This window comes from Photobacterium swingsii, from assembly GCF_024346715.1.
Lineage (GTDB): Bacteria > Pseudomonadota > Gammaproteobacteria > Enterobacterales > Vibrionaceae > Photobacterium > Photobacterium swingsii.
Window position 1 is genome coordinate 908,675 of sequence record NZ_AP024853.1, and the last position, 19,211, is coordinate 927,885.

General features: G+C 44.2%; 12 protein-coding genes. 2 read left to right on the forward strand and 10 right to left on the reverse strand.

What is annotated here, in order from left to right:
• Positions 1–303 precede the first annotated feature (303 nt).
• From glgB to OCU77_RS21440, 3 genes are all read right to left on the reverse strand, one after another.
• On the reverse strand, positions 304–2,487 hold the full coding sequence (gene glgB / locus OCU77_RS21430) for a 1,4-alpha-glucan branching protein GlgB (protein ID WP_162845615.1): 2,184 nt from the start codon (positions 2,485–2,487) through the stop codon (positions 304–306).
• Positions 2,488–2,491: 4 nt separating this feature from the next.
• Complete coding sequence (gene malQ / locus OCU77_RS21435) at positions 2,492–4,684, reverse strand: 4-alpha-glucanotransferase (protein ID WP_048897597.1); 2,193 nt, start codon at positions 4,682–4,684, stop codon at positions 2,492–2,494.
• Positions 4,685–4,778: 94 nt separating this feature from the next.
• On the reverse strand, positions 4,779–7,238 hold the full coding sequence (locus OCU77_RS21440; protein WP_048897596.1) for a glycogen/starch/alpha-glucan phosphorylase: 2,460 nt from the start codon (positions 7,236–7,238) through the stop codon (positions 4,779–4,781).
• 499 nt (positions 7,239–7,737) lie between these two features.
• Between OCU77_RS21440 and malT the strand changes: the two genes are divergently transcribed.
• Entirely contained in the window at positions 7,738–10,446 is a 2,709-nt protein-coding gene (gene malT / locus OCU77_RS21445) for an HTH-type transcriptional regulator MalT (RefSeq protein WP_048897595.1), read from the forward strand.
• A 38-nt stretch (positions 10,447–10,484) separates the two neighbouring features.
• Positions 10,485–11,183, forward strand: a complete 699-nt coding sequence (locus OCU77_RS21450) for a DUF4336 domain-containing protein (protein ID WP_048897594.1) — start codon at positions 10,485–10,487, stop codon at positions 11,181–11,183.
• Positions 11,184–11,349: 166 nt separating this feature from the next.
• Here the strand turns inward: OCU77_RS21450 and OCU77_RS21455 are convergent, their stop codons facing one another.
• The 7 genes from OCU77_RS21455 to trxB form a co-directional block, all read right to left on the reverse strand.
• The gene (locus OCU77_RS21455) at positions 11,350–12,630 is read right to left on the reverse strand and encodes a rhodanese-like domain-containing protein (protein ID WP_053111754.1); all 1,281 of its coding nucleotides are present in this window, start codon (positions 12,628–12,630) and stop codon (positions 11,350–11,352) included.
• Between the two features lie 319 nt (positions 12,631–12,949).
• Positions 12,950–14,113 (reverse strand): glycine/sarcosine/betaine reductase complex component C subunit alpha, encoded by a 1,164-nt coding sequence (gene grdD, locus OCU77_RS21460; RefSeq protein ID WP_048897593.1) that lies wholly within the window; start codon positions 14,111–14,113, stop codon positions 12,950–12,952.
• 12 nt (positions 14,114–14,125) lie between these two features.
• Entirely contained in the window at positions 14,126–15,667 is a 1,542-nt protein-coding gene (grdC, locus tag OCU77_RS21465) for a glycine/sarcosine/betaine reductase complex component C subunit beta (protein WP_048897592.1), read from the reverse strand.
• A 78-nt stretch (positions 15,668–15,745) separates the two neighbouring features.
• Complete coding sequence (gene grdA / locus OCU77_RS21470; RefSeq protein WP_244915165.1) at positions 15,746–16,210, reverse strand: glycine/sarcosine/betaine reductase complex selenoprotein A; 465 nt, start codon at positions 16,208–16,210, stop codon at positions 15,746–15,748.
• Positions 16,211–16,224: 14 nt separating this feature from the next.
• A complete protein-coding gene (gene grdA / locus OCU77_RS21475; RefSeq protein WP_084711705.1) occupies positions 16,225–16,692 on the reverse strand; it encodes a glycine/sarcosine/betaine reductase complex selenoprotein A in 468 nt (155 codons plus the stop codon).
• 214 nt (positions 16,693–16,906) lie between these two features.
• Entirely contained in the window at positions 16,907–17,233 is a 327-nt protein-coding gene (gene trxA / locus OCU77_RS21480; protein ID WP_048897589.1) for a thioredoxin TrxA, read from the reverse strand.
• 10 nt (positions 17,234–17,243) lie between these two features.
• Positions 17,244–18,455 carry a thioredoxin-disulfide reductase gene (gene trxB, locus OCU77_RS21485; RefSeq protein WP_048897588.1) on the reverse strand — a complete coding sequence of 404 codons (1,212 nt, stop codon included), beginning with the start codon at positions 18,453–18,455 and terminating at the stop codon, positions 17,244–17,246.
• Positions 18,456–19,211 lie beyond the last annotated feature (756 nt).

Here is a 19,211-nt window from a genome sequence, read left to right on the forward strand (position 1 = left end):
TTACGTGAAAATTCCACTATTACTCATAATATTACCAAGTAAAGTGCATTAATATTCAGCAGATTAATTAGTCAATATAGCCACGGTTAGTGAATTAGAGCTAGACACAGCAATAATTGAACACTAGTCGATTATAAGAGGACAATAAACCAAGGCATTCATGGTGCGAATAATACAATTACAATGAAGGTTTGACCAGTGAGTAAATATTTACTTTAAAAAAGAAGTATTGGGCAGGTTTATGATTAATAATAAAAAAGCTCGCAATAAGATTACGAGCTTGAATACTTTAATTGTTATGATTTATTTCTTGAATGATAAGAACACAGTTGAAAGTGGCGGTAAATCAATAACAATGGAATTATCCAGTCCATGTGAACTCACAGCTTGCGTTGGGATCACTGAATTTACAGCAACGCCACTGCCCCAATATGCTTTACTATCTGTGTTGATCAGCAATTCATATTGCCCTGTTTGAGGAACACCTAAGGTGTAACCCAATCGTGGAACAGGGGTGAAGTTTGATATAACTAAGACTTTATCGCCATTTAATGCAAAACGCTCATGAGCAAGAATACTTTGCTCTGCATCATCCATTAAACGCCACTCAAAACCTTCTGGCGAACAATCTTGCTCGTACAATGCAGGCACTGAGGTATACATCTTATTCAAATCACGCACTAGCGCTTGTGTGCCGCTATGGCGTGGATACTCTAACCAATGCCACTCGAGTTGACCTTCATGTGCCCATTCAGCACTTTGAGCAATTTCCGCCCCCATGAAGTTCAGTTTTTTACCCGGCTGGCCATACATATAACCGAGATATGCCCGTAAATTCGCCGTTTTCTGCCATTCATCGCCCGGCATTTTATCCAATAGTGAGCCTTTGCCATATACCACTTCATCGTGTGATAAAGATAATACATAGTTTTCACTGAATGCATAAACCAGCGGGAAAGTAATAGTATCGTGATGATACTTACGATTAATAGGCTCTTCTTGCATGTACGATAAACTATCGTGCATCCAACCCATGTTCCATTTGAATCCGAACCCTAAACCGCCCATATCTGTTGGTTTTGATACCCCAGGGAAGGCCGTAGATTCTTCAGCGATAGTCATTGCATTTGGATAATGACGGTAAACTTCTTCATTCATCCAACGCAATAAGCTAATGGCATCGTAGTTCTCATTGCCACCATCATGGTTCGGGATCCACTGATCATGCTCACGCGAGTAATCAAGGTACAGCATGGATGCAACAGCATCGACACGTAAACCATCAATGTGGTAATGCTCAAACCAGAATAAAGCATTAGAGACTAAGAAACGACGAACATGATCACGACCGTAATCGTAAATGTAGCTTTGCCAATCTTGGTGCCAACCACGACGAGGATCAGGATCGTTATACAGTGCTGTACCATCAAAGTTAGCTAAACCGTGATCATCCGATGGGAAGTGCGCAGGCACCCAATCAAGAACGATCCCAATACCAGCTTGGTGGCATTGATCAACAAAGTATTTGAAATCATCTGGCGAACCAAAACGGCTGGTTGGTGAGAACAAACCAATCGGCTGGTAACCCCATGAACCATAGAATGGATGCTCTGATACTGGCATTAGCTCAATGTGGGTGTAACCCATATCGACAATATACGGGATCAGTGTTGCTGCCAATTCGCGGTAAGTTAAAAACTCACCCTGCTCATTACGACGCCAAGAACCCGCATGCAGTTCATAAAAAGACAGCGCTTCTTGATGCTTTGCTGTTACAGGGCGTTGCTGCCACTGCTTATCTTGCCATTGGTAACGAGATTGATCGTAAACTTGTGATGAAAAAGACGGGTACTGCTCTGACGCATAGCCCCAAGGGTCTGCTTTGTGCGGTAAACCATTTCCTTGGCTGTCTTTTAATTCAAATTTATACTGCGTGCCTTCTTTTAAATCTGGGATAAACAAACCCCACAAGCCATCATCCAGACGTTGAAGTGGATGACGACGGCCATCCCACGCATTAAACTCACCCACCACACTCACAGCGGATGCATGCGGTGCAAATACCAAAAAGCGCACGCCAGCAACTGGCGTATTGCCTTGTTGCAAGGTAATTAGCTGAGCCCCCATTTCGCAATGCATTTGCGATGGTGTAGTCAGTGCATCACCTGCAGGTAAAATAGAATGAAATTGGTAAGGGTCATGAATCGTTTGCTCACCTTTCGGCCAGCTGATGTGTAACTGATAATAAGCAGTGGTTAAATCCATGTCACCAGTCAAAATGAAGCCGCTATCGGCTTCACGGGTTAATGGATACTTCTGACCATTTTGTAGCTCTACGGTTACGCTTTCTGCACCTGGTATCCATACCCTTAAGGCAATACCGTTTGCATCATATTGTGGGCCGAGAAACGAAAACGGATCTGAGAATGCAGCTCTTTCGAGCTGCAAATATTCCTTATCACTGCGGGTCACTTGGGTGGTGTCCAACGCATTACTCCTGATTTTTGTTTGGACTAGCTTTTGCTCGTGTTTCTGTTAAACGACGAGTCAGGTCAATGATGTCCTGGCGGGTAAATAGATCGTCCAAAGTAGTAGAAAGCTTACGACGCCAATTTGGATATTCATTCACCGTTCCTGGAATATTGACTGGTTTATCCATTTCCAACCAGTCTTCCAGTTGTAGGCTTAACAATGCACTAGCGCTCGCAGCAAGGTGAAGTTGCATGCCTTCACTTAACGAACGGTCCATAGGTACATATGCAGCATTATGCCCAACACCTTGAGGAAGGTAACCGTGCCAGCTCAAACTATCAAGGATTTTTTGCTTACTTTCAGCTCGGCTGTCAAATAAACCACTGAGTTGCTCTGCGTCTGGGTATAAACCCAGCTCTTGACCCATTTTCAGGTCATCGCAATGCCAAAAACCGCGTAGGGTTGGCATATCGTGTGTACATAGTGTTGCCATCGATTGGCTCGGGTAATGGCTTGGTGAATAGTAGCCACCATCTTCCGCTGTTTCGAAGAAAAATACCTTGTACGAATGGATCCCAGCATCAGAAAGTTGATCAACAATCTCGTCTGGCACTGTTCCTAAATCTTCACCAATAACAGTACATTGGTAACGGTGTGATTCTAGAGCAAGGATCGACATCATATCTTCAACTGGGTAGTACATGTACGCCCCTTCCGTTGCCGATTCACCTTTTGGAATCCACCATAAGCGTAGCAAGCCCAATACGTGGTCAATACGTAATGCACCACAGTTACGCATATTGGCACGTAATAGCTGCACAAACGGTTCGTATGATAGTTCTTGTAGCACTTGCGGATTCAGTGGCGGTAAGCCCCAGTTTTGACCTAGAGGGCCTAAGATATCCGGTGGCGCACCAATGCTTACATCTTGGCAGAGTGCGCCATGGTCAGCCCATGTCTCAGCACCTGAATCACAAACACCAACCGCTAAGTCACGGTAAAGCCCCATCACCATGCCTTTTTCTTCAGCCAGCTCATTCACTTCTGCTAATTGGCTATCAGCCAACCACTGAAGGTACATGAATAGCTGAACGTCTTTATTATGCTCTTTGATAAAGGCTTTAACGGCTGCATTATCAAAGTGACGATATTCTTCAGGGAAAACAGGCCAACCCCAAGTATTATCATCTTGCTTCTTCAAGTGTGCATGTAATGCATCAAAAGCTGCTTGGTGAAGTAAACTTTCACCGCCTTCTTCAACAAACTTCAAGAAGTTATCAGCACGCGCTGTTTTATTATTAATGTGGCGTTCAACAAAGGTATCGAACAACAGTGGAAGTACAGCCATCTTCAAGCAAGAGACTTCACTGTAGTTCACCCAATTGGTTTCACGCGCTTCCACTAAGCGTTGCTGAAACTCAGGGCTGCCAACAAGCTGCTGAGCTTCATTACACTGCGCAAACTCAGCAACCGAGCTAACGTCAATGTACATTAGGTTTAACCAACGACGAGAAGATGGGCTATATGGACTCGCCCCTTCAGGGTTCGCAGGAAACAATGAATGGATTGGGTTTAGGCCTACAAAATCACCACCACGCGCAGCAATGTCTGCCACTAATTGTTTCAGATCACCAAAGTCACCAATACCCCAGTTATGGTTAGTGCGCACTGAGTATAGTTGAACGCTGGTACCCCAAAGTTTTTTCTCGTTAAGGAGATCTTCCTGCTTGTAGCAAGATTTTGGTGTCACAATCAAAGTCATTTCAAACGGTGATTTACGGCGTTTACGGAACAACTCTAGCTTGTGGTAACCCCATGCAAGATCATCAGGTAAGGCGAATGTTAGTTCCCCTCCATCTTCACGGTCGTCTTTCACTAGCTGAGACTGCAACCAGCCTTCCATCACCTCACCTTGCTCAGTAGTTAAGCGCCAGCTAAAGTCGCTAACACGTGCGCTAGCCCCCAACTGTAAAGCGATGTGCATTGCTTCACCGCTACGTACCACTTTTACAGGTGCAAGTACATCTGGGCGGTGTTTTTTGCGTGCCGATTCGAGCAATGCTTCGTCGTTCTTAGTGTCGTAGCCTAAAGCCATCAGTAAACGTCGAATGGTTTCGTCTTTTACTTTAGCTTCATCACCCCAAGCGCTGACGTAGCTGTCGGCAATTCCCACCATTTCAGCAACTTGTTTTAATGCTTGATTGTCTTTCATCGTTCTCTCCGTTAGCGGCCCAAGAGCCGCTACGATGTTTAATTTTTGCTGATAAAAAGGTTTGTTAACCCAGATTGTCAATCACTGAATATGATTAACGCTTCACCGCTTTTAGTTTCCAGATGTTATTCACGTAGTCACGAATACTACGGTCAGAACTGAACTTACCTACGAGTGCTGTATTCAGAATCGCTTTACGTGCCCATGTAGCTTGGTCACGGTATTCAGCATCAATGCGAGCTTGCGCTTTTACGTAATCAGCAAAGTCAGCTAAGACAAGGTACTGATCGCCACCTTCAAGTAGGTTTTGACGAATCGCAGCCAGTTGACCTGGGTTACCCGGTGTGAATTCATCGGTTTCCAATACATCAAGTGCTGCACGTAACAGACTATCTGCATGGTAATAGCGGTAAGGGTCATACCCTTCTTGTTTTAGTTTCAATACTTCGTCTACTAATAGACCGAAGATAAAGATGTTTTCATCGCCCACTTCTTCGCGGATCTCAACGTTTGCGCCGTCCATAGTACCAACCGTTAATGCACCGTTTAGCGCCATCTTCATGTTACCTGTACCAGAAGCTTCTAGGCCGGCAGTCGAAATCTGCTCTGACACATCTGCCGCTGGAATGATAATTTCAGCTAGGCTTACGCGGTAATCAGGAATGAAGACCACCTTCAGTTTGCCGCCAAGGCGTGGGTCGTTATTTACTTTCTCTGCCACTTTGTTGATAGCAAAGATAATGTCTTTCGCGAGTGCGTAACCCGGTGCTGCTTTTGCTGCAAAGATAAATACACGAGGGTGCATATCAAATGTCGGATCGTTCACTAAGCGATGGTATAACGCTAAGATATGTAGCAGGTTCAAGTGCTGACGTTTGTACTCGTGCAGACGCTTGATTTGAACATCGAAGATAGCATTGGTATCAAGCTCGATATCCATGTTATCCAGAACCCAGTCAGCCAGACGTTGTTTATTATCTTTCTTCACTGCCATGTAGCGTTTTTGGAACGCTTTGTCTTCGGCAAATTTAGCCAGACCAGACAGTTTTTCTAAGTTTGCAGGCCAATCTTTGCCTACTTTTTCGTTAACTAGTTCAGTCAGTCCTGGGTTACAGAATTTCAACCAACGACGTGGTGTTACGCCGTTAGTTACATTTTGTAAGCGACCAGGGAACAGTTCGTTGAACTCAGGGAACAGGTCACGCTTAACCAATTCAGAGTGAAGTGCCGCAACACCATTCACAGCGTAAGTGCTCACTACACATAGGTTTGCCATGCGTACCATGCGGTGTGGACCTTCTTGAATGATAGAAAGCTTACGCTTCACTTCATTATTGCCCGGCCATTTTGCTTCAACTTCCAACATAAAGCGGTGGTTGATTTCAAAAATGATTTCCATGTGACGTGGCAGCATGTCAGCGATCAGTTTTTCGCTCCATGTTTCCAACGCTTCAGGTAGTAACGTGTGGTTAGTGTACGCAAAGACTTTTGAAGAAATTGCCCACGCAGCATCCCAACCTAATTGGTGCTCATCAATCAAGACGCGCATAAGTTCAGGAATCGCAATCGTTGGGTGGGTATCGTTAAGTTGAATGGTTTCAAGCTTCGCAAGATCTTCAATGCTGTGACCCGCCGCTTCGTGGCGACGAAGAATATCACCAACCGAACATGCACAGTGGAAGTACTGTTGCATTAGGCGCAGCATTTTACCTTGGTCGTGATTGTCATTTGGGTAAAGTACTTTAGTCACGTTGCCGGCTTCTAGCTGACCGTACTGAGCACCTACGTAGTCACCATCGTTAAAACGCGCTAAATTGAATGGGGCTGGCGAACGACATTCCCATAAACGCAGTGGGTAAACGCTTTTATTGTCGTAACCAACAATTGGTAGATCCCATGCCACACCGTCAAGGTTCATTGCAGGAACCCAGCGGCGGCATGATTCACCTTGTTCGTTAATGAAGGTTTCAACATGGCCAAATAGACCCACTGATTGACCAAGCTCAGGACGAACAACTTCCCAAGGGTAACCTTCAATACCACGCCAAGCGTCAGGCGCTTCTACTTGATGGCCATCTTCAAATGATTGACGGAATAAACCGTACTCGTAGTGCAGGCCATAGCCTACAGCTGGAAATTCTTGTGCTGCCAGTGAATCCATAAAACACGCAGCCAAGCGGCCAAGGCCACCATTACCGAGTGCTGGATCGCGTTCTTCTTCTAGCAGATCAGTTAAATTAAGGCCTAACTCTTCAACTGCGGCGCTGACTTCGTCGTACAGACCCATGCTGATTAAGTTGTTACCTGTTAGGCGACCAATTAGAAACTCTAAAGAAAGATAGTTAACGCTACGTACATTTTGCTCAGCAACGTGCTTTTCAGTCTCAAGTAGGCTACCTGTGCTGATTTCAGCTAGAGCCTTACCTACCGCTAAGTACCAACTACGAGCATCTGCTGTCTCTTTGGTTTTCGCGTACGTCGTCAGTAAATGCTTCTCTACTGAAGCTTTAAATTGTGCTTTATCAAATTGTTGTGCTTGACCACGTGTTGTCATGGTTCGTTCTCTCTCTAAGATTATCTCAACTGGAATCTATGCTGCCTGTTATCCCTAGCAAAAGCATCCTCCTGAATTTTTGGACTAGAGGGAGGAGGAGGAGGGGCGTAGGTTAGTTAAGCGCGTACTTTTTGTGACTCAAACCAAAGTTCAGGGGGGAGAGAACATCATCTAGTGAAAATTAATGCAACATGATTCACAATTTAACGGCTAATTTTCGCGTGCAGCTGGATGATGATTATTCTATTTGAATTCGTATATTTGTGATTTAGTTCATAAATCAAGGGATGAGAAGGCGATGTTCTGGTTACATTGCCCTTTTGCTAGGTAAAGTATTGGGCAAGATCAAATGCCACCCTATTCATTTGAGGCATGATTTTAGTGCCTAATGAGAATAAAAGATCAAGGAAGTGAAAGGTTGTTACATCACCTTCTCTCATAACAAAAATTATACTTTGGTCATATTCAGAGTTGAAACAACGGATTAGACAAAAGAACTATGTGGATACCATCGAAACTAACGCGCCCGGCACGTCTTCACAATGCCATTCTCCGTCCACGCTTGCTGGATCGTCTTAATCAAGCGCCATTTTACCGTCTTGTACTTTTCCGCTCTCCAGCGGGTTACGGTAAAACCACTATGGCTGCTCAATGGCTAAACGATCATCCGCATACAGGCTGGTTGAATATTGATGAGAGCGATAACGATACGTTTCGCTTTGCCAATTACTTCTTGCAATCTATCAATAAAGCAACAAACGGGGCATGTTTAAAAACGCAATCTATGGCTGAAAGACGCCAATTTGCATGCTTATCCACCCTTTTTAGTGAGCTTTTCGGCGAAATTGCAGAATACCATGAACAAACCTATTTAGTGCTCGATGACTATCATGTCATCAACAACGATGACATTCATGATGGTATGCGTTTTTTCCTTAAACACATGCCAGATTGCATTACTCTTGTGGTCACGAGCCGAACGCAACCGCCGCTTAGTACTGCAAACTTGCGCGTACGCGACTTATTAATTGAAGTCGACAATGAACATTTGGCATTTGACCAAGAAGAAACAGAACGCTTCTTCCAAAAACGGGTCAGTGAAGACATTGAGCTCACTGTGCTCAATTCACTGCGTGAGCAAGTTGAAGGTTGGCCATCTGCACTACAGCTTATCGCACTGCACGCCCAGCAAAAGCCCAACAACTTAGCTGAATCTGCCGAATCAATGGCGAGTTTCAACCGTAGCCACTTATGGGATTACCTAGCCGAGGAGGTCTTTGACCAACTCGATCGTGATACTCAGCAGTTCTTATTACAATGTTCAGTATTAGACATTTTCAATGCCCAGTTAGTGACGGACTTAACAGGGCGTAGTGATGCGTTATCTATGCTGGAATCGTTAAATCGCTTCGGCTTATTCTTAAACACGTTAGAAAGTAACGATAACTGGTATCGCTTCCATAACTTATTTGCAGAATTCTTACGTCACCAACGTTATTCCCAGATCCCACAGCAACGTACAGAGTTACACACACAGGCTGCTTACGCGTGGTTAAAACAAAAAAGCCCACAACAAGCATTAATCCATGCCTTAAAAAGTGAAAACCAAGACCTGATTGTTGAGGTACTTACCGATTACGGCTGGAACATGTATCACCATGGTGAGCTGAAGTTACTTGAAGACTCCATTGCCTCTCTAACCGCTGATAAATTGTTCTCCTCCCCCCGTCTTGCATTACTACGTGCATGGCTTGCTCAAAGTCAGCACCGTTATAATGATGTCGGTGAACTGATCAATGAAACCAAGACACAATTAAGCAAGCACAGCATTGAGCTAGATGATGCGCTACAAGGTGAGTTTAACGCCTTACTGGCGCAGGTTGCGATCAACCAATCTAAACCCGAAGACGCTTTGCTATTATCAGAACAAGCGCTAGGTCAATTGCCTTCAACGACTTACCGCAGCCGAATTGTTGCAACATCGGTAGTCGGTGAGGTCCACCACTGCTTAGGTAACCTAAGCCGTGCATTACCTATGATGCAGCAGACAGAAAAAATGGCGCGCCAGTACCATGTTTATCACCAAGCATTGTGGGCACTGCTGCAACAGAGTGAGATCTTAGTCGCTCAAGGCTACATTCAATCGGCTTACGAATTATTAGATCAAGCCTTTAAACTGGTAAAAGAGCAACACCTGCAACAAGTGCCGCTGCATGAGTTCTTACTCCGGTTACGCGCACAAATTCTATGGTGTTGGAACCGCTTAGAAGAAGCAGAAGAGTGCGCCCACAAGAGCTTAGAAGTATTAGCACCCTTTGATGAAACCAAATCATTACACGCCTATTCGATGCTGGCACGTATTGCGATTACCCGCGGCGAATTAGACAAAGGCGCACGCTACCTTGAACTGTGTAACAGCTTAGTTGAACGTTCTGAGTATCACATCGACTGGCGTGCTAATGCTGATTTTGCCAATATTCTTTACTGGCAAGCTAAAGACGATACCCAAAGTTTAGCGAAATGGTTAAAGCAAGCAGAACGACCTGAGGGCGCTTGCAACCACTTCCAACAACTACAGTGGCGTAATATTGCTCGCACTCACTTGACACTAGGTGAGTATGACCAAGCACATGAAATATTACTGTCTTTGCAAGAAGATGCGGAAAAGTACAATTTAGTCACAGACAAAAATCGAAACCTTGTGGTACAAGCGGTATTGAGCAAATACCAAAATGAGCGTGAGACTGCGCTAGCGTATCTAAAAGATGCATTAAAACTCACGAACAGCACAGGCATGATTGGCAACTTCCTCTGTGAAGCCAATACCATTTGTGATTTGCTTAAAGAGTTAGTCGACACACGCCAGCTCAGCGAACTGGAACTTCACCGAGCACAACAATTACTGCGTGAAATGACGAGTAAAGAGCGCAATCGCTCTGTGCATTTTGATGAAAGCTTTGTCGACAAGTTACTGACTTTGCCTGATGTACCTGAGTTAGTACGTACTAGCCCGTTAACCCAACGGGAATGGCAGGTATTAGGCTTAATCTACACAGGTTACAGCAATGAACAAATTGCATCTGAGCTAGATGTCGCATCGACAACCATCAAAACTCACATTCGCAATTTGTACCAAAAACTCAACATTGCCAATCGTCAGCAAGCGATTGAAACAGCAGAAAGTTTACTTGGATTAATGGGGTTCTAGTACCCCTTTAGACCACAAATAAGGTTAAGGATGACCACTTGATAGAATGGGCTAATGAGCGCCTTTGGTACCAAGATATGCCGCTCAATGTGAGCGGTATTCCTGTTGGTGCCCGTATGACCGTTATTCGACTGAAGGATCAGAAACTACTGATTCATTCCCCTATTCAACTCACAACCAAACTTCAACTGTCACTGAGTAAGTTAGGCAAAGTACACGCAATACTGACACCGAACCATAACCATCACCTGTTTCTTTCAGAATGGTGGCTCGCCTACCCCAATGCTTACTTTTTTGCACCGCCAGGATTACAGCAAAAACGGTCTGACTTAATATTTGATAATGCCCTAAGTGCCACAACCCCCTCGCTATGGCGCAATCAGCTATTACAAACCCTGATTAGGGGCAGTGATAAAATGGAAGAAGTGGTATTTTGCGATCCGCAATCGCACACCTTAATAGTAGGTGATGCGCTGGCTTGGATGAAAGATAGCACTCACCCATTATCGATTGGCTTGGCTTTATTGAACGGCTGTTACTCTAAGCCAGCAATGCCGCTGTATTGGCGTTTATCCTTTCACGATAAAACGCGTTTACGCCAATCACTACAAGAGATCTTAACTTGGCCATTCGACCGTATTATTTTGGCGCATGGTCAAGTGATCCCAGAAAATGGCAAACAATATTTTGCCGATGCATTTGCATGGGCATTAAAGCCAGCGGCAGTAACCAGATAACCTTACAACGCCCTACCATCTGCCACTAGCTACTCAATATCGCCCCGAACAAAAGACTTGGCACGATTAATAAGCATAAAAATAGCGGGCGAATATGCCCGCTACCCACTTCGCAATGCGAAGTTTCTCTCCCGAAGAGAATGTGCTAATCCTATTAAAATCGCTATTACGCAGGGCCAACTAAGGTTGGATTGGTTTTAATACCACTCCATTCATACCAACCGCCATCGTAAACGCTAATGTCTTTCCAGCCCATCACATAAGCATAGAAAAACGTTTCTGATGCCCGCCAACCTGTACCACAGTAGAAAGATACTTTCTGGTCACGATCGATTTCCCATTGATGCCAAAAATGCTCAATCTCATCAGCACTTTTCATGGTGTCATCAGGGTTACGGAAATCCTCAAGACTATTGGCATCACTACCGCCATGCCCCCACTTCGCCCCCGGTATGCGCCCTTTCGGTTTGATGTAATGGTACCCACTGATCTTACCTAAGTACTCATCCCAACTACGGATACTCACCAACGAGTTATTTTGAGGAGCGCCATCGAGAATAGCTTTCGCTTCAGCCATATCAATAATCAGCTCTGGGTTGGCAGGAATATCACGGCCAAAATCCATCACTTTATCGGTTTTTTGCAGCATAGGTTCAGACGCAAAACCAGCGTTTACCCAAGATTTCCAGCCTCCGTTAAGTAAGCGGACATCTTCAACACCAGCGTACATCATTATGCTCGCTGCACGCGCCGCGGCCATATTATCGCGCCCATACAAGATCACTGTGGTGTCATAACGAATACCAAGATCTTGCATTAATGTCGTTAGTTTTTCATTGCTTACACGATTCCAAAGCGGTTTAGTTTCAATGTTATTGGTATTCAAATACAAGGCTGTGGGTATGTGTGAAACTAGGTACTTAGTTGGTGGCCCCCATGCGACCTCGACTAACTTATACCCTTTTTTAGGGGCGTAGAGTGGTTGCTGACCATCAATCACTTGTTTCACCCATTCAGGACTCACAAGCTGCTGGAATTGAGGTAAAGCTGTGAGTGAACCTGAATAATTTGAAAGTGGTTCTTCAATTGCTTTAACCGATCTAAACCCTTGACTTAACAGTGCCTTTTCCACTCTCTGGCTATCTGCTTGAGCACAATATAGATAGGTTGGCTGATCGACCTTCAGTTGTTTATCCACCAACAACTGTTTAAACGCTGAGTCTTCAATCATCCCTAGCCATTGAGCATCTAAGTTAACAGCACCAGGATAATGTCCTCCTTGCTTAGCACCGATTTCAGGCCAACCGTTATAGTAATTACTCGATCGGCAATCAATCACTTGCGTTGATTCATCAAGGCTTTTAGATAACTGATCAAACGTCATTGCTTGAAGTCCAAAACTTGAAAAAACAATAACAGGTACCAGCACTTTCCTCATTGTATTCATCAGCCAACCTTACTGTGCTTATCACCACTCAAACTGAGTGATATAAATTAAAAACTCTACTGATTATAATGAAACAAAGCACATATTATGGCGACTCGGCTCTCAACTTTGCCTTTGATGAAGTTTCACACTTAAAAATTAGAGATAAGCAAAATTAAATATCAAATCATGCATATAGGGGACGAAAGCAAAATAGGATAGTTCAATTAGGAAAGACACAATTCAAAAGAAAAAAGAAAAGATAAGAAGAGAGAACAGAAAGAAAAAGCACTACTCACCATGATGGTTTTCGTGCTCAATATTATCTTAAATCACAGCACTAGCCTAAGAACTCCGTTTCAACTAGGCGAGCTTTGGCAGCATCGATATCTTCCTTCGCAACTAAGATAATCGGGCCTGTACAGCCCATCCCAGTGCGAGCAAAGATATTTGCTTGCCACAATGATTGGCATGCATCTTCAATCTCTAAGATATCAATGCCACCGATCTCCGAGTCTGTCACCTTTTCAGGTGGTGCGACGACGGTTTCTTTGGTTTCTACTGGCGCTTTTGGCTGACAATATTTTGCCAGAGTACTGTTTAAGCCTGATAAGGTTGCTGCTTCCCACTCCTCGTCAACGCGCTTCATTACCTCTCCTTTTGCTGCGTCTGCACATAATCTCATGGCTCCTGCCACAACTGGTGCCCCTGACGCCCGAGAGATAATATTCACTAGCTTACCTGCCGTACCTTCACCTAAGCCCGGTCCATAACCAAAGCCCGAGGCTTCATAGCTACCACCTGTAGTGAACGAAGAGAACATTTTCATCAGCAAATTGCCGGTTAGGCTATCAGTCACCATGACATCTGGTGTACCTTGCAGCAAATCATTACCGCGCATGGCAATTCCGCCATCAGCTCGTCCTGATTCTGCAAAATGAATGTCATAACCCGCTTGTTGAAGGTCTCGTAGACCACGCTCACAGAGGGCTGCACCATCAATGTTTAGCACCCCAACCGTTGGCTTTTCGATCCCCGTCGCTTTTGCTAGTGCAATCCCATACAAGGTGTTTTTGAGCATCGCCGCTTGACGATTGGTATCTGTGGTACCTGTGGTAGAGGCAATGATCATCTCACGCCCAGTACCCGGTGTTACCACTTTACCCATGGTGCTCACACCGAGAGGAAAGGCATAATGCAAAGTGACACAGCCGTCGATTTGCTTTTGCTCAAACAAGCTTTCCATCACTTGGTGGCATTGGTTTAAATCCTCTGCAGGGTGGCATTCAAAACCACACTCAGGATCATTACAACCAATGAGCACAGGTTCGATGTCGCTGTGTTGTCGTGCAACTAACTGAGCACCACGAAGCAGTTCTTGTGGGCCGTGTTCGCTGCCGATCAGCGTAAGCGCAATTCGGGTTTTCTTACCAAATTGTCCACTTAACAGGCCATCCGCCATTGCTGAAAACGTGTCGGACAGTTGTTGATTGATATTAGCCATCGCAACCTCCGATTACTTCTCGCTCTTCGCGTTGAGCAAGTTCTCAGCCACATCGCGCATTGCTTGCGCCACAACCTGTTTCACTTGATTCTCATCGAACACTTCATCTTGCTTGCCGCTGTTCTTTTGAACCACAAAGCTCAAACCATCAAACAAGTTAGTCATACGACCTAAGAACAAGCTGCCTTTACCTACCATCATGAAGTTTTTGATTTCATCATTGAGGATCATGTCACGGCCAAAACCAAGGAAAGGAACGCCCGATGGAATATGCCCTTGCGTAGGTGCAAAGCCTGTCATGCCATGTTTCTCAACGAATGCAGGTAATTGTGTACGCTCCATCTGCCCTTCTTTCACTGCTAGCGCTGCAATCATTTTGTAGTTTGATTCCGGCACATTCCCTGCACCTGCAGGCTTAGTGATTTCAGGGTTTTGCATTTCTACTGAGTACTTGTCGATGTCTGTCATCTTCATGCCAGCGGCTTTAAGCGGCGCGGCAATCAGAGCTGTCATCACAGCTTGTGGTGATGAGCCAGTACCAATTTGATGACGACCAACGATGTCTGTATTAATCTCAGGGCTCACACCGTCATTTTCCGTTACCATGCACGCAAAACCAGCTAGGCAATCTTCCAGCACAGGCATATTTTGTTTCACATGGTCACGACCATTCATACCCAGTTTGGCAACAGCACCACCAGCAACAACCATGACATTTTTGAAAATGCCAGATTTCACTAACGCAGCCGCTAATGTCATTGCGTGCGCAGGCGCCGCACAGAAACCACGAACATCAGAACCGGTTGCACTGTTACAGCCGATCACTTCACCAATAGCTTTTGCGAAGTTACCGCCGCCACGTTGGTTGATGTCACCACACGCTTCTTCTGAACATTCGATCAAGTAGTCGACTTTATCTAATTCAATACCTTGCTGTTTCAAATGCATCGCAGCCATAACGCCTGATGCTTTCGTGCAAAGGTTTTCTAGCATGATATGCGCTGATAAGTTTTCGTCTTCATCGTGCGCGGCTTTCACACAACCTACCAACTCACCATTCATCATCAATACTTCAGCTTGGTGATGTTCTGTCAGTGCTAGAATTTCATCTTTAGTGATGATCTGATGACCCGCCAGTAAATCAACATCATCACCGTATAAAGGATGGTGCGCCACTTGCGCGTGGTATGTGTCGATAAACTCTTGAGTCAGTTGCACCAAATTGAACACGTCTACGTGGTTCAACATGGCATAAAATTGAGGCTGGTTGTAGATTTCACCGAACTGACCTTGCTGAGCTGTGTGCTCTTTATTTTCAAACCAAGGTTGTGGGATATCTGCTAATTGCTGCGGGGTTAGGTTTCCGATGTAACACTGGTTAGCGGGGTAAGATACTACGTCTTCGAATGGGCGAAGGTGATCTTTTAGTTGCTTCAAGTACGGGTCTGAAGGATCTTTTGCCCTTGACTGTACTTGTACCGAACCGTGTTGAATTAATACATCTGGTGTATGGGCGAGCACGTAGCTCACACCTTTAATTACTGCGTATCCCATTGTTACTCCTGCATCCGAGCCGGATAAAAGGTTCGAACCCGCTTTAATAAACAGATCCGAACCAGCATTGAGATATACTTATGCTAATGCAGTTTCGCTGCGGTATTGTTGCATTTCCGCTTTGATAGCATCGACATCAAGTACCATTTCCATCATTCCAACTTGCTCTTCATAGACAGCTGGATCAACGGCATTTTTAACTTCGTCTTCCACCACGTGATAACAAGAAAGTCCTAACTGGACTCCCGCCAATGGTCCTGCAAAAGTCGGATCACCTGTGGTGACAGTTTCACATGCTAGGCCAGAAGCTTCTGCTTCTGCGCCGCCAAGAATCACAACAAGATTCTCTGCGCCTTTTTCCTCAGCAAGTGCTTTAATCCGCTTTTGATTTTCCAGATCCATTGCGCCAGCGCTTGTTCAGACGAAACATTCTGTAGTAGAGAAAGCAACGTGAGCACCTGTGGTCTTCATGCAAGTTTCAATTGCCTGACCAGGTACGCCATCGCGGTCTCCAAGAATGATCACTGTTTTATTAGCGAACACAATCTTTCTCCCGATTAAACATACTTTCCGAATTGCTCACGATACTCTTTGACCTCTGCCACTATGGCATCGACATCAAGTACCATTTCCATCATGCTTATCTGTTCGTCATAGACGTCAGCATCCACATTGTCTTTAATTTCCGGCTCAACCACATGATAACAAGAGAGTCCTAACTGGACTCCGGCTAATGGACCGGCAAAAGTAGGATCGCCGTTTGTAACGGTTTCACACGCTAGGCCAGAAGCTTCTGCTTCCGCACCACCAAGTACGACTACCAGATTCTCTGGGCCGAACTCTTCAGCAAAACCTTTGATCCTCTTCTGGTTTTCCAGATCCATAGCACCTGCGCTGGTTCAGACGAAACACTCAGTTGTAGAGAAAAGAACATGCGCACCAGCAGTTTTAATACAAGCTTCAATTGCTTGTCCTGGTACACCATCTCTGTCTCCCAAGATAATAACTTTCTTATCTTTGAGCATTGTTCACTCCAAGGGTACAGATTACTACGATCATGCTTATCAGCTTATGGAACACCACATACTGAGTTCACATGGATTTTATAAAGCACTTTTTTTCCTACCCTGCTTTCATCGAAAGCCATGTAGAGAAAGCGAGGCTTATATTTGCGCCAACAGGCCGTTGCCTATTAAATACAAATTCATTGGGTGTAAATCAGCTACACCTAGTTATACTTTATGCTGTTTCCGCGATGTAGCTTTCTACTTTGCTTGCAACATCTTCCATTTCTAACTCTTCGCCAGAAAGGTGTTCAATTTTTTCACCGTTTTTGTAGAAAACGAAAGATGGTAGGCCCATTACTTTCTGCGCCATCGCTAAACGACGGTTACCCTGAATGTTCAGTTTGCAGAACTTAATTTCATTACCGTACTTCTCAGCCAATTCCATCACTTCTGGCATCAATTCAATGCAGCGACCACAACTTTCGCTCCAGAAATCTACCAGCACGATGCCATCGACTTTCACTTCAGCATCAAAGTTATCTTTATTTAGTTCGATCATTGCGTTTCCCTTAATACAGAGTATCTAACTCAGCAATATCCTTAACATCCACTCGCTTGGCTTCCTGCCCAGCGTCAAATCGGATCACAACCGGCACTTCAGAAACCGAGAAGCGGTTTGCAATATTTTGACTCTTGTAGGTATCAATGGTGACAACACGCTGATCAGGCTTATCTTTGCAATCTTGTTCTAGCTGGTTAATCACCGCTAAGCTTTCTTTGCTTAATGGGTTCCAGAACGCCACCATTGCCGTGCCACCAAATTCAGAGACAGACTTGCGCCAGTTTTCTTCTTCTTCGATATAACGGTCAGCTGCAACTGCTGCGACTGCACCATCGCCCGCAGCGGTAACCACTTGACGAAGGAATTTATCTGTTACATCACCAACAGCAAAAATACCAGGAACATTAGTTTCTTGTTTTTCGTTGGTAATCACATAGCCTTGTGGCGTTAGTGCCACTTGGCCTTTAATGAAGTCTGTTTTTGGCACGGTGCCAACAAACATAAAGACACCGTCAGTGGATAACTCAGAGATCTCACCTGTTTTAAGGTGCTTAAGTTTCACACCAGTAACAAGCTCATCGCCACAGATTTCTTCAACTACAGAGTTCCAAACAAATTCAATTTTATCGTTCGCAAATGCTTGTTCTTGCGCTGTACGATCCGCATCGAGAATGCCTTGATCATGCAGTACGATCATGGTGACTTTGTTGACAAACTTGGTCAGGAATACAGATTCTTCAACCGCAGTGTTTCCAGACCCCACTACGACGACATCAAGCTCTTCGTAGAAATCCGCATCACAAGTTGCACAGTATGAAACACCTTTACCACGGAACTCAGATTCGCCCGTAATACCTAGAATGCGAGGGGTAGCCCCTGTTGCAACTATGATACTTTTGGTTTGGTACGTTTCACCTTTACTGGTTGTTAGCGTCTTAATAAAGCCATCATCAGCAATAGTGATATCAGACACGAGTCCACGAGCAAACTCCACACCAAACTTATTACAGTGTTCACGGAACATATCCATCAACTGCGGACCTGTTGCTTCCACAATACCTGGGTAGTTTTCCATTTCACTGGTTGTCGCGGCTTGACCGCCTGTGTTGCGCTTATCTTCAATGATTAGGGTTTTCATTTTGCCACGAGCGGCATAGACCCCAGCTGACATACCACCAGCACCGCCACCAATTATGATGACATCGTATAGTTCAGACATATAATTCACCGATTGCTATTTCACGACTACATGCCCTTTCATCCTGAAAGGAATAGTAAGGACATATCAAAACAAATCAGTTTTGTGACAGCTTCTCTAATAAGGTGGCAAGTATTAATAACTGTGAACCAAATCACTTAGACTTTAATAAGCTGCTAATTGGAATCTGGATAGCAAAATATAGCTATATACCACCCAAATATAATCTCTTCTGCTTTTAACTTGTAAGTGATTATAAATAGTAATGTTTATTTTTTTGTGAGCAAAGCCTAATTACAGTATAAAATTCTTCACGATCTAAAAATATGATACTTAAATCATAAACTAACCATACGATTAGTTATGTAACTCATCATGAAAAGAACAAAATTGAATATAAAGCACTATACTTTGACTATCATTGGAAATATTGACTCTTATAATCACCAAATTCTTTCTCCCTTAATATAAAATTAACAATACGTAAAGGAAGCAATACTACTTTTTTCACTTTGGGTTAAAAACGGGCAAAATATATTACATTAGGAAAAATAATGACTGGCTTTAAAATATCTATTCTATTGTTATTCCCTCTATTTTCACTCTAAGCAGAGTAACCTATTACTAGTGTTTTATTGCCTCGAATCAAATAAACCTTCCTACTTTGGTTAACTTTATTTATGCATCTATTTATTAGAATCCCATTGATACCAGTCAGTTCTAATTACAAATATCATTAAATAATCACCTTACTGAACTTTTATTACCAATAAGCCA

Bases quoted from the DNA above. Each gene is read 5' to 3' on its own strand.
- malQ (WP_048897597.1), bottom strand. From the start codon at position 4,684: ATGAAAGACAATCAAGCATTAAAACAAGTTGCTGAAATGGTGGGAATT.
- OCU77_RS21440 (WP_048897596.1), bottom strand. From the start codon at position 7,238: ATGACAACACGTGGTCAAGCACAACAATTTGATAAAGCACAATTTAAA.
- malT (WP_048897595.1), top strand. From the start codon at position 7,738: ATGTGGATACCATCGAAACTAACGCGCCCGGCACGTCTTCACAATGCC.
- OCU77_RS21455 (WP_053111754.1), bottom strand. From the start codon at position 12,630: ATGAATACAATGAGGAAAGTGCTGGTACCTGTTATTGTTTTTTCAAGT.
- grdD (WP_048897593.1), bottom strand. From the start codon at position 14,113: ATGGCTAATATCAATCAACAACTGTCCGACACGTTTTCAGCAATGGCG.
- grdC (WP_048897592.1), bottom strand. From the start codon at position 15,667: ATGGGATACGCAGTAATTAAAGGTGTGAGCTACGTGCTCGCCCATACA.
- trxA (WP_048897589.1), bottom strand. From the start codon at position 17,233: ATGATCGAACTAAATAAAGATAACTTTGATGCTGAAGTGAAAGTCGAT.
- trxB (WP_048897588.1), bottom strand. From the start codon at position 18,455: ATGTCTGAACTATACGATGTCATCATAATTGGTGGCGGTGCTGGTGGT.